Origin of the sequence: Methanogenium cariaci JCM 10550, from assembly GCF_001315945.1 — an archaeon.
GTDB classification, from domain to species: domain Archaea; phylum Halobacteriota; class Methanomicrobia; order Methanomicrobiales; family Methanomicrobiaceae; genus Methanogenium; species Methanogenium cariaci.
Window position 1 is genome coordinate 46,101 of sequence record NZ_BBBG01000015.1, and the last position, 10,413, is coordinate 56,513.

Consider the following 10,413-nt stretch of genomic DNA (forward strand, 5'->3'; position numbering starts at 1 on the left):
TTGAAAAACTATTCACCGATGATTCTGATTACCGGAATTGACGGTTTATCTCCTCATATCCTTTAAAAACGAGGAAAATTTCAAAAAACCGAATTAGATTCGGATTGATTTCATACCGACCGATATGCCAATATATTTCTATGAAACATGTTCTCCTCGTTGAAGATGACCCCCCCGTTCTTTTGAAGGCCACAGAACTTACCCTGGAAAAGATGGGTGGGTTTGAGGTCACCGGGGTAGTAAACGCAGAACTGGCTATTGATGAGATCATGAAGAGAGATTACTCAGCCATCGTCTCTGATTATGACATGCCGGGGATGGACGGACTGGAATTCCTGAAAACGGTACGAGATTCAGATAATGACACGCCCTTTATCATATTTACCGGGAAGGGAAGAGAGGAGATTGCAATTAAAGCCTATGAACAGGGTGCCGATCATTATCTGCAAAAGGGAGGGGATACAAAATCACTCTTTTACGAGATTATTCAGAAGATCAATACCTCTGTTGAAAAAAAGCAGATCAAAAGAGAACTGGAAATCTCCCGGAAACTCTATGCAAATATTTTCAATCACCTCCCGGACCCCCCCACCTTTGTTATAGACAATAATGGGCAGGTCATCGGATGGAACACGGCGATAGAAGCACTGACTGGTGTCAGGAGGGAAGATATTGCAGGCAAAGGAAATTATGCCTACTCTGAGGCTATTTATGGAGAAAAACGGCCCATCCTGATTGATCTGGTACTGGATCCTACTCTCTGCATTGAGGATGATTACCGAATTATTCGCTGTGATGATGGATATTTCACCGCAGAGAAAAAAGTGGCCTTATCGAACGGAAGGAAGTATGATATCTGGGTCAAGGTGAGTCCCATGCTGGGCGAAAATAATGAATTTTCGGGAGCTATCGCCTCACTGCGGGATATCACCAGCAAGAAAAAAGCAGAAGATAAGATTCGCCGGGCAAACGACTACAACCGCTCTCTTATTGAGGCACATATTGATCCACTGGTGACCATAGACGGGAACGGGACGATCACCGATATTAATGAGGCAATGGAGAAACTGACCGGATACCATCATGACTCCCTTGCAGGCATGTATTTCTTTGATCTCTTCACCGATCCGGGAAAAGCCAGGGGGGGAGTCCACAAGCGGGTTATGGAGGGCACCCGTCTCATGGATGTCCCGCTTCAGGTGCGGACCGCAACCGGGAAGGAGTCGGGGATTCTGTTCTTTGGTTCGCCATACATTAACGGGGACGGGGAGGTACTGGGCGTGTTTGCTGAACTGCACGATGTTCTGAGCCTGCCCGGAGCTGAACGGGAAATGCTTTGTCACGGGAAGGTATTGCAGAAGTGTGTTTCAGACGGGTGGTAGTTTACACCACGCCACTATTACTGTGAACGGTGACCGCACTGTAATGGCAGGAGCCTGCAGCATTGTTTCTGCATGGCATGCCTATCAGTCTGTTTTACCAGAACGTTTACCGGTTCCTGTGTCAGGCAGGATTTCCCCCCCTCTTCGGCATGAATCTGGTCATAGACCTTTTCGAGCAGGTGCCCGCCCAAGGTGTTCTGAAAATCATTTTCATTCATGAAGCGGGTTTTCATCTCAACGTTGTGTTCCATCCGGTCGATGAAGATGTTCTCCAGCACAGAGAGGAACGATATCCGAAATTCTCAGTTCTTTTCGGCATCTGATTTTGCAGCTTTCCATCCATTTTGCAGCATGAAACTGCAAACGAATCGGCTCTTGAAAACGTCCGTATTGTTGCGTATTCTTCTAAAGTAGTACAATATAGAGATATATGTACAGGTACTCTGGGTATTTTGCGTACATTTTGGAGAACATTCAGTAATCCCTGTACAGACAGGGGGGGGAGGTATGTGTTTCTCTGATTCCGGAATGTACGCAAACATCGGAGCTGTCCGGAGAAAAAACAAAAATGCAGGCGGGAATCGTCAGATCAATGCCGAATAGTGAATATTTTTTCGGACAAATCCCCCTGTAAAGTGGATAAAACGTACGCAAAGCTGCAAAGATGGCGAATGAATAATGCCAGACAGATTTCACTCCGGATCAAAGAAATGATAAAACAAGAAGCGCCCCCCAACAGGACTCGAACCTGTGACATTCTGGTTAACAGCCAGACACTCTACCAACTGAGTTATGGAGGCATGCACAACCTGTGTGCCATACAAGGTCGTATTGAAGGCTATTAATATTATTGATTTGTGTTGCTCTCTTCACGCATGGTGTTGAGGAGGGTGATGATCGCATCAATCTCAGAATCAAGCGATTTCATTCCTTCTTTTGCCACATCTGTCACCATTGCGCCTGCCGGTGACGCCTGAATATATCCCTGCCCCTCAAGCACCTTCAGGGAGTAGCGCACACGATGCAGGCAGGCCGGTGAGTTCCGCGAGTTTCATGATGCCGATGCTGATGCTCCGCTACGATACGCACCAACCCGAGATGTCGTCCCACCAGTCTACTTCAGACCGGATCTTCTCAAGCATTATTGTCGCCTTTCTGTTCTCCGGCACTGCCGGGTTTTTCAGGTTCGTCACCTGGGCCATCAGCCATTCTTTGTCACTCTGGTAGGCACTCCTGAAATACAGTGCCAGCACAATCGCCCCCTGCACCGCAGATACCTGCGATCAGGTAACTGTAGACAGGTATTACCCTGAATGCAGCGAGGATGGCAAGTGCCGCGAGAAGAAAAATTCCGTTCAGGACCATGGTGAGTTTTGCAAACTTCATCTTGAAGACCTGCTTTGCTGACTCGTCCATTATCCATACATCAACCCGTCAGGATAAAATTACTTGTGCTTTGGTCGGCAATATTCAGGCATGGACACACTCGATGAGGCCATGGAGAAGGCAGGGGGCGGCAGCTTATGTCATCTATGCCTCCTCCCAGGATCCTGATATGCGGTACCTGACACAGTTTGTCACCTCGGACCCCCCCATCTTCTTTATTAAGAAGCGGGGGGAGGATGGAATCGTGATTGTCCCTCAGATGGAGATCGGGCGGGCAGAGGACGAAGCTCCTGTGATGCCATTACCCGGGGGGATGCCGGGTTCTTTACCTACCTCGAAGAGGAGGTCAGTCCCCCCCGACGCCGCCGCACGCATGGCATATGAATATGCAGGCGGAGATATCATCGTACCCGGTACCTTTCCCCCCCTTGCAATGGCTGAAGATATCCGGTTATTCTGCCGGGTTACCGTCGATACCAACACGGTTGAAAACATGCGGGAGGTGAAGAATCCCCCCCGTGAATGTGATGCTATCCGTACAGCCCAGGAACAAACAAACGAGGTGATGGCGCTTGCCGAGTCTATCATCCGGCATGCAACAGAGAAAGACGGAGCCCTCTGGCATGAGGCTCCCCCCCCTCACCTCTGATATCCTCCGGCGAGAGATGCACTGCTGGCTGCTCCGGCACGGCTACACCGCACGCGACACCATCGTCTCGTGCGGGAAAGAAACCGCCCAGCCGCATAACGCCGGGTCAGGCACCCTCTTGGCAAACGAACCCATTCTTATCGATATTTTTCCCCAGAACGAGAAGACTGGATACTATGCGATATGACCCGGACATTTGTAAAAGGGGAACCGTCCCCCCCGGAGATTCAGGAAATATATGACACCGTCGCGGGCGGCCAGACACTTGCAGAAGAGATGCTCAGACCCGGCATCACCGGTGCTGAGGTGCACAATGCCGTAGTTGATCATTTTACGGAAAGGGGGGGGTATACGACCGGGGGGATGAAGGGTTTATCCACAGCCTTGGCCACGGTGTCGGTCTGGAGATCCACGAAGGGCCGTCCCTCTCTCCACGGGCTGATACCCCGCTTGTGGAGGGAAATGTGATCACCGTTGAGCCGGGCCTCTATTACCGGAAGATCGGCGGGGGGGTGCGGTTGGAGAACCTTGGTGTTATAACCAAAGATGGTTTCGTCTGCTACACGAAATACAACAGAAGACTGATCGTATGAACGATGATATTTATTCTGCATATATGGAAGCAGGGGGGGCACTTGCAAAGCGATTCCGTGAGGAAGCTGCCGCAATGGTTGTCCCGGGTGCTTCAATCCTGGAACTGGTGGACACCATTGAACAGGCAATACTCGATGAAGGTGCCGGGATTGCCTTTCCCCCCCTCAATATATCGATAAACGAGGATGCGGCCCACGATACCGCAGGTCCGGGGGATGAACGCCTCTTTGCTGAGGGCGACGTAGTAAAAGTCGATCTTGGGGGGGTGCATATCGACGGGTATGTTGCGGATACCGCACAGACCGTTGATCTGGGCGACAACGCCCTCCTCGTCGAGGCGTCACGGGAAGCCCTCAACGCGGCCATTGCCATGGTTCGTCCGGGTGTCACCTCGGGGGAACTGGGCACCGTCATCCAGCATGAAATCGAGGCACGGGGGTTTTCGCCCGGTGGCAAACCTCACCGGTCACGGTCTCTCCCAATACTATCTCCATGGTGATCCAATGATCCCCCCCAACGTCGCCATGGCAGGCGGGGGCGGTCTTCGAAGAGGGCATGGTCTTTGCGGTTGAACCCTTTGCCTCCAGCGGGACAGGGGTGGTCTCAGATGGCACCCGAACCCTGATCTACAGCCAGACGGCAAACCGGGGGGGAGTACGGCTGGCATCCGCAAAACGGGTCATGAACCAGATCCGTGATCGGCGCTCCCTGCCATTCTCCCGGCGCTGGCTGACGGGTGACAAGATTGATCTCGCCCTCTCCACCCTGAAGAGAAGCGGCGTGGTACGGGGTTATCCTGTCCTTCACGACATTCCCGGGTCACTGGTCTCCCAGGCAGAACACACCCTCATTGTCACCGAAGATGGCTGTGTGGCAACGACTCTTTAACCAACCTTTTTTGCTCTCTGTGTAGTATATCTCCTGTTACGCATGTCTGATGATGCTGATTCAATGGTTCTTGATCTCATGGAGATTCTTCTGACGGCCTCAGTTGCCAATGAAATCCCTGAGATCACGAAGAGTGATCTGCCGCAGAAATTATGGAAAATAACCGGGATCTCCGGAACAGCGTCAGAATTCAAACGGCCGCTGGTGATCAGCGAAGGTCTGCTTGAACGCGAGATGGGGGGGGTGGCTGGTGCCTATGGATATCTGCGCGCAAACCCTTTCGTCGATTATGACGAATTTGGGCAGCGCCTCTCCATCACCGCGCTTGCACCAGCGATGCAGTGGTTTGTAAAGAAAGGGGGGGAAAAGGTTCGATAGAAAAGAATCCTGCACTTGCATTATATGCAGAAAAAAATAATCTTGGCACATTTTCGTATCAGGATGCGCTGAAGAATACCGGGCGGTTTGAAGACTCGGTTGAGTATATCGAGGCAAAGATTGCTCCTATCGTTGCCGAGTCCGAGGAGATGCGCAATGCCCGTGATCTGATCATCATCTACGCGCCGGATGAGATGGAGTTCAGTATCGATAATCTTGTCTGCACAAGCGGGCAGAAGGACACGATCAAAAAAATTGATGTGGCCCTCAAAAACCGGGATTTCCTGCGTGATCACCGGGTATATGAGTTTGGAAAACTTCTCTTCGTAGGTCCTCCCGGAACCGGAAAGACATCCCTTGCGCTTGCCCTGTCCCGTGAACTGCATATGCCGCTCCTTGAAGTCCGTCTTGCGATGATCACCTCCCAGTATCTGGGAGAGACATCCAAGAATATCGACCGTATCTTTGAGCTGGCCAGGAGACTGTCTCCCTGTATTCTCTTTATTGACGAGTTTGATTTTGTGGCAAAGTCCCGTCTGACGGATGACAACGCCGCAATGAAGCGGGCGGTGAACATGCTTCTGAAGAACATCGATATGGTCAGCTTTGTCAAAAACGGTGTCCTTCTCATCGGGGGCAACCAATCACCCGGCACTGCTGGACGAAGCGGCATGGCGGCGCTTTGATGATGTCGTGGAGTTCCCCCCCATGCCCGACCGGGCGATGCGGGGGGGGACATCCTGCGTGCCGTCACTTCCCTGATCGAGTGTGAGTGTGACTTTGATGCCGTTGCCGAGGAGACCGAAGGTTTCTCCGGTGCGGATTTGCGGATGATGATCAAAGAAGCGATCATGGCGGCCCTCATGGATAACCGGCACAAAGTAACCGCCGGGGATATTGAAATCGGCATGCAGAATCTCAAGACTCGCCACGTCATCCGGAGCAGTATCTGACGTTCAGGTGTCGTTTCGGATGACTGTGAAAATCACCCTGCTTGGAACCGGTGACACCACCGGTACTCCTCTTGTCGGATGCACCTGCCCGGTCTGTAGCGAAGCTGCCACATCCGGCAGGGGACGCCTTCGCACTTCCCTGCTGGTGGAGCATGATGGTTTTAAACTCCTCATTGACACCTCACCGGATCTCCGTCAGCAACTGCTCAGAGTGGGTGCGCCCCATATCGATGCGGTGCTCTGGACGCATGGGCACTATGATCACTTTGCCGGATTCAACGATTTTTACCGGGTGCAAAAATATCCTCCCGGATACGGTGCCCCCCCGGAGGTGGTGGCATACATGCAGGAACAGTTCCATTTCATCCGTTTTGCTCCCCCCACCCGCAGGAACCGTATGTCCCGTTCACGCTGGGGGGGGCTGCGGATCACCCTGGGGGGGGCCGTGAACCATCCTCCCGCACCCACCTATGGCCTGCTGATAGAGGACGGAGATACCCGTATCGGGTATACGGCAGACACGAATCCTGACATCCCGCAGCGGACAAAGAATCTGCTGGACGGCTGTGACCTCTTCTTTGCCGATGCGCTCTTCCCGGACGGTATCATGCACCCGAAGCACATGAACTATTCGGAGGCAATAGCACTGGCAGGAGAGCTGCATGCAAAGGATTTCCGCCTTGTTCATCTCTCCCATAAAATCGGATGGGACGCACCGCATATCGGATATGACGGGGATACCTTTGTGCTCTGAGAAAGGGGGGGTGTCGTGGCATTCCTGGTGAGGTATTGTCCCCGCCTCCCCCCCTGCCGGGGGGGCAACCCATATATATTTAGCCGTTCGTTCACAGAACTATTGCGTACTTATGGAGATCAAAATTCTTGAGCTCAATGCCGGCAGCGTGAAGATCCTCTTTGTCGGTGAGAGCCACACATATATGAATGCCCTGACGCAGCAGATCCTCACGGACTCCCGTGTGGATGTGGCATCCTATAACCCGAAGTTTAATTTCACCGACCCGGAGTTGTTTGTCTCAACCAAAGACGGCGTGGATCCCATTGCGGTCATCATTGATGCAGCACGTAAAATCAGTGCAGACTGTGCTGAACTGCTGGAAGCAATTGAAAATCCTGAGATAAAATAATACTTTTTTTTAAATCCGGCAGGGGGGCAGCGCCTGCTGATTATCTGATACTCTCCGGCAGTATCCGTCCAAAAGTGGCCAGGGGAGCAATAGCAGGCAAAAAAATGTAAGAAAAAGGAAGGGGGTTATTACATCCGTTCCGTGAAGACAATGGAACCTGCTACACGGGTGATGCGGATCTGTATTTTCTGGCCGGGTTTGCCGCCACTCACATACATGGTGTATTTCCCGATTCTGACCACACCATCTCCACGCTTGGAGATGGACTGTATCTCCACCGTCATCTCTTTGCCTTCTTCCAGCTGGTTTGCCACAGATTCCGGGCGTGCACGGCGCTTTCTGACCGGCCTGTGACTACCGCAGGCATCGCAACGCAGGAGGGTGATCCGCCCGTCTTTCACGAGGCGGGTGTCAGGTTTACCGCATTCGGAACAGATGACATAATCTTCCGTGTACTTTTTCACCAGGCTCTTGATCAGGTCAAATTCAAACTTACCGTTGAAGACCGCCCGGTTTCCGTCTATCTTGCCGGATGTTCCCAGTTCACCCAGCAAAAATTTCATCAGATGGTCTGGTTCACGGCGAAGGACGGATGCAATCTCTGCAAAGTTATCAAGGACCGTTGTCTTCCCCCCCTCAATAAACACCTTTGCCGGAGGTACGGTAAACCGTCCCTCGTCACCGGAGGTCTCGGTGATATTTTCATAGGCATGGTCAAGCAACGCTTCATATGGATCAGGCATGCTGGTACCTTTTGTACTGTAGTATCTTAATAGTGCTTTTTGCATGCTCCGGGTGAGTCGGGGAAATCCCACGGAATTTTCCGGTCTGCAGATTCTGTCCCCCCCGTCTCTGTCCGAAGGATGCCATATGCGCACCATTATTAGCGCAGATGTCGAACCATTCTGCATCATGGTATCTGCCGGAGACCTTGCTTATCTGGAAGAAAAACTGAAGCGGCCTATAACGCCGCTTGAATACGCCTGTTTTGAAAATCTCTGGAGTGAACACTGCAGTTATCGTTCAACAAAGGCATTTTTGAAGACCCTGCCGACCACCGGTGAGAATGTCCTTCTGGGACCCGGGATGATGCCGCCATTGTGAAATATTCAGACGATATCGCACTGGCAATCGGCATGGAATCCCATAATCACCCCCCCAGTTATGTGGACCCCCCCTTTGACGGGGGCTGCGACCGGAGTCGGTGGTATTGTGAGAGATATCATCTCCATGGGTGCCAAACCGATTGCCCTCATGGACCTGCTCTACTTTGGCCCGATCACCGAGGAGAAGAACCGGTATCTGCTTGAACATGTGGTGCAGGGCATTGGTGACTATGGCAACTGTATCGGCGTCCCGGTCGTACGGGGGGGGAGGTGGCATTTGATAAAGCTACTCCGGCAATCCCCCTTGTCAATGTCGTCTGTGTGGGGGGGATCGTAGATCCGGAAACCTATCTCACGGCCCGGGTAAAGAAGCCCGGCAACCGTCTGGTTCTCTACGGAGCGTCCACCGGCAGAGACGGTCTTGGCGGGGCATCGTTTGCTTCCCGTGACCTCTCCGAGGATGCGGAGGCAGAAGACCGGCCCTGTGTGCAGGTCGGCGACCCGTATACTGAAAAACTCCTCATCGACGCCACCCTTGAGATGGCAGCCACCGGAAGATCGTTGCATGCCGTGACCTCGGCGCCGCGGGACTTGCGGGAGCATCATCGGAGATGTCCTCCAGTTACGGAGCCCGTATTGAGGCTGACTGTGTGCACCTGCGGAGAACGGCATGAACGAGGTGGAGATCATGCTGGCCGAGTCGCAGGAACGGATGCTCATGGAGGTTGCCGGGATGATATTCCAACACTTGCGGCCATCATGGAGAAGTACAGTCTGCAATGGCGTGACATTGGCGAAGTGATCGAGGAAGCACGCTACATCGTCACCTTTGAAGGCAATGTCGTCTGTGACCTGCCAATCGATCTGCTGGTGGAAGGGGGGGCGCCGGGTGAGGCATGGCATGCTGAGCCGTATTCGCATGAACGCCCGTACCAGGCACCGGAAGGGATATCAAGGCACTCTGTCTTTCTGTCCTCTCCCATCCTGATGTGGTCCGCAAAAACTGGATATCCCGCCAGTATGACCACGATGTGCAGCTGCGCACGGTCTCTGTTGCAGGCGGGGGGGCCGGGCATCTCCGGCTGGGTGACAGTGCCCTTTCCCTCTCCTGCGGATGTTCCCCCCCGCGCCAGATTGAGCTGAAACCCTATGAAGGGGCGGCAAACACGGTCTATGAAAATGCCGCCAACCTCGCCTGTGTCGGCAGCACCCCCCCTCTCTGTGTGGTAAACTGCCTGAACTTTGCCAGTCCTGTTCACCCGGAGATCTACTGGCAGCTGGGTGAGGCAGTCCGGGGCATGGGAGATATGGCAGTCGCCATCGGTGCTCCGGTGGTGGGTGGCAATGTCTCACTCTACAACGAGAGTGATGAATTCGGAACACGGATTCTCCCGACACCCTCCATTGGTATGGCAGGGAAAGGCCCGGTGCTTTGCTACACTTTGCCGACAGAGGGGGGGCGACCCTTGCCATTGCAGGCAGATCCGTCCCTGCACTGGGAGGATCCGTAGTGGACGCCGTGACCGGGTGTGGAGGCGAGGCCCCCGGAGAAGGCAGACCCGTCCATTCTTGAAAAAATCCGGTCATTCGTACAAAACGGTGGGTTTGCCGCAGATATATCCGCAGGTGGGTTAATCGCAGCCCTTGCGGAGTGTGCACCTGCTGCGGCGGTCAGCCTTGCGGGTGATGCAATCCCTGCGCTCTTCGATGAATCGCCGGGCCGGTTCCTCATTGCGTATACCGACAAATCTGTTGCAGAGGGACTTGACGCAGTTGAAATCGGCACCGTCGGTGGAGATGGACTGATCATATCGGTAAGTGGAGAAAATATTGCCTTCACCCCCCCTCAGGAGACTGACGCAGCGCTGGATTCCCTGACAGCAGTAATGTATACCGAGTAGGCGGGAAAAACAGAATACTACATTTATTTAT

General features: G+C 53.1%; 15 protein-coding genes, 1 tRNA gene and 3 pseudogenes. 14 read left to right on the forward strand and 5 right to left on the reverse strand.

Annotated elements, in window-relative coordinates; translation table 11 throughout:
- The first annotated feature begins 140 nt into the window (after positions 1-140).
- Positions 141-1,382 (forward strand): PAS domain S-box protein, encoded by a 1,242-nt coding sequence (locus JCM10550_RS11885; protein WP_062399433.1) that lies wholly within the window; start codon positions 141-143, stop codon positions 1,380-1,382.
- A 17-nt stretch (positions 1,383-1,399) separates the two neighbouring features.
- Here the strand turns inward: JCM10550_RS11885 and JCM10550_RS11890 are convergent, their stop codons facing one another.
- From JCM10550_RS11890 to JCM10550_RS20080, 4 genes and pseudogenes are all read right to left on the reverse strand, one after another.
- The gene (locus JCM10550_RS11890; RefSeq protein WP_062399435.1) at positions 1,400-1,660 is read right to left on the reverse strand and encodes a hypothetical protein; all 261 of its coding nucleotides are present in this window, start codon (positions 1,658-1,660) and stop codon (positions 1,400-1,402) included.
- 448 nt (positions 1,661-2,108) lie between these two features.
- Positions 2,109-2,182 (reverse strand) — tRNA-Asn (locus JCM10550_RS11895).
- A 47-nt stretch (positions 2,183-2,229) separates the two neighbouring features.
- A pseudogene (locus JCM10550_RS11900) lies at positions 2,230-2,495 on the reverse strand (hypothetical protein).
- On the reverse strand, positions 2,459-2,650 hold the full coding sequence (locus tag JCM10550_RS20080) for a hypothetical protein (RefSeq protein WP_175020536.1): 192 nt from the start codon (positions 2,648-2,650) through the stop codon (positions 2,459-2,461). The pseudogene JCM10550_RS11900 and the gene JCM10550_RS20080 overlap by 37 nt, the downstream one beginning before the upstream one ends.
- Before the next feature lie 56 nt (positions 2,651-2,706).
- On the opposite strand from JCM10550_RS20080, the gene JCM10550_RS23165 reads away from it, so the two are divergent.
- The 8 genes and pseudogenes from JCM10550_RS23165 to JCM10550_RS11935 all read left to right on the forward strand — a co-directional run bounded on the left by JCM10550_RS23165 (position 2,707) and on the right by JCM10550_RS11935 (position 7,375).
- A complete protein-coding gene (locus JCM10550_RS23165) occupies positions 2,707-3,417 on the forward strand; it encodes a hypothetical protein (protein ID WP_062399437.1) in 711 nt (236 codons plus the stop codon).
- A 16-nt stretch (positions 3,418-3,433) separates the two neighbouring features.
- Positions 3,434-3,604: a hypothetical protein gene (locus tag JCM10550_RS23170; RefSeq protein ID WP_245619127.1), complete on the forward strand. Its 171-nt coding sequence runs from the start codon at positions 3,434-3,436 to the stop codon at positions 3,602-3,604.
- Positions 3,601-3,885 (forward strand): M24 family metallopeptidase, encoded by a 285-nt coding sequence (locus JCM10550_RS23175; protein WP_062399440.1) that lies wholly within the window; start codon positions 3,601-3,603, stop codon positions 3,883-3,885. The genes JCM10550_RS23170 and JCM10550_RS23175 overlap by 4 nt, the downstream gene beginning before the upstream one ends.
- Entirely contained in the window at positions 3,825-4,010 is a 186-nt protein-coding gene (locus JCM10550_RS25155; RefSeq protein ID WP_281175383.1) for a Xaa-Pro peptidase family protein, read from the forward strand. Before JCM10550_RS23175 ends, JCM10550_RS25155 begins: the two co-directional genes overlap by 61 nt.
- A pseudogene (gene map, locus JCM10550_RS11920) lies at positions 4,007-4,899 on the forward strand (type II methionyl aminopeptidase). Before JCM10550_RS25155 ends, map begins: the two are co-directional and overlap by 4 nt.
- A 42-nt stretch (positions 4,900-4,941) precedes the next feature.
- Positions 4,942-6,230, forward strand: a pseudogene (locus tag JCM10550_RS11925) (ATP-binding protein).
- A 25-nt stretch (positions 6,231-6,255) separates the two neighbouring features.
- Entirely contained in the window at positions 6,256-6,984 is a 729-nt protein-coding gene (locus JCM10550_RS11930) for an MBL fold metallo-hydrolase (RefSeq protein ID WP_062399446.1), read from the forward strand.
- A 112-nt stretch (positions 6,985-7,096) separates the two neighbouring features.
- Positions 7,097-7,375 carry a DNA-directed RNA polymerase subunit L gene (locus JCM10550_RS11935; protein WP_062399442.1) on the forward strand — a complete coding sequence of 93 codons (279 nt, stop codon included), beginning with the start codon at positions 7,097-7,099 and terminating at the stop codon, positions 7,373-7,375.
- A 128-nt stretch (positions 7,376-7,503) separates the two neighbouring features.
- Here JCM10550_RS11935 and JCM10550_RS11940 read toward each other — a convergent pair whose 3' ends face one another.
- Entirely contained in the window at positions 7,504-8,118 is a 615-nt protein-coding gene (locus JCM10550_RS11940) for a translation initiation factor IF-2 subunit beta (RefSeq protein ID WP_062399448.1), read from the reverse strand.
- A gap of 127 nt (positions 8,119-8,245) precedes the next feature.
- Between JCM10550_RS11940 and JCM10550_RS23180 the strand changes: the two genes are divergently transcribed.
- The 5 genes from JCM10550_RS23180 (at position 8,246) to JCM10550_RS23200 (ending at position 10,382) form a co-directional block, all read left to right on the forward strand.
- Positions 8,246-8,479: a hypothetical protein gene (locus JCM10550_RS23180; protein ID WP_245619128.1), complete on the forward strand. Its 234-nt coding sequence runs from the start codon at positions 8,246-8,248 to the stop codon at positions 8,477-8,479.
- A 108-nt stretch (positions 8,480-8,587) separates the two neighbouring features.
- The gene (locus tag JCM10550_RS23185; RefSeq protein WP_245619130.1) at positions 8,588-8,818 is read left to right on the forward strand and encodes an AIR synthase related protein; all 231 of its coding nucleotides are present in this window, start codon (positions 8,588-8,590) and stop codon (positions 8,816-8,818) included.
- Positions 8,752-9,624 (forward strand): AIR synthase-related protein, encoded by an 873-nt coding sequence (locus tag JCM10550_RS23190; RefSeq protein ID WP_245619132.1) that lies wholly within the window; start codon positions 8,752-8,754, stop codon positions 9,622-9,624. Before JCM10550_RS23185 ends, JCM10550_RS23190 begins: the two co-directional genes overlap by 67 nt.
- Positions 9,513-9,992, forward strand: coding sequence for an AIR synthase related protein (locus JCM10550_RS23195; protein WP_245619134.1), 480 nt, complete (start codon positions 9,513-9,515; stop codon positions 9,990-9,992). Before JCM10550_RS23190 ends, JCM10550_RS23195 begins: the two co-directional genes overlap by 112 nt.
- A gap of 18 nt (positions 9,993-10,010) precedes the next feature.
- Positions 10,011-10,382 (forward strand): hypothetical protein, encoded by a 372-nt coding sequence (locus tag JCM10550_RS23200; RefSeq protein WP_245619136.1) that lies wholly within the window; start codon positions 10,011-10,013, stop codon positions 10,380-10,382.
- The last annotated feature ends 31 nt before the right edge of the window (positions 10,383-10,413 follow it).

Excerpts from the sequence above, each read along its gene's own strand:
- JCM10550_RS11885 (WP_062399433.1), top strand. The coding sequence starts at position 141 with ATGAAACATGTTCTCCTCGTTGAAGATGACCCCCCCGTTCTTTTGAAG.
- JCM10550_RS23165 (WP_062399437.1), top strand. The coding sequence starts at position 2,707 with ATGGCAAGTGCCGCGAGAAGAAAAATTCCGTTCAGGACCATGGTGAGT.
- JCM10550_RS23170 (WP_245619127.1), top strand. The coding sequence starts at position 3,434 with ATGCACTGCTGGCTGCTCCGGCACGGCTACACCGCACGCGACACCATC.
- JCM10550_RS23175 (WP_062399440.1), top strand. The coding sequence starts at position 3,601 with ATGACCCGGACATTTGTAAAAGGGGAACCGTCCCCCCCGGAGATTCAG.
- JCM10550_RS11935 (WP_062399442.1), top strand. The coding sequence starts at position 7,097 with ATGGAGATCAAAATTCTTGAGCTCAATGCCGGCAGCGTGAAGATCCTC.
- JCM10550_RS11940 (WP_062399448.1), bottom strand. The coding sequence starts at position 8,118 with ATGCCTGATCCATATGAAGCGTTGCTTGACCATGCCTATGAAAATATC.
- JCM10550_RS23180 (WP_245619128.1), top strand. The coding sequence starts at position 8,246 with ATGCGCACCATTATTAGCGCAGATGTCGAACCATTCTGCATCATGGTA.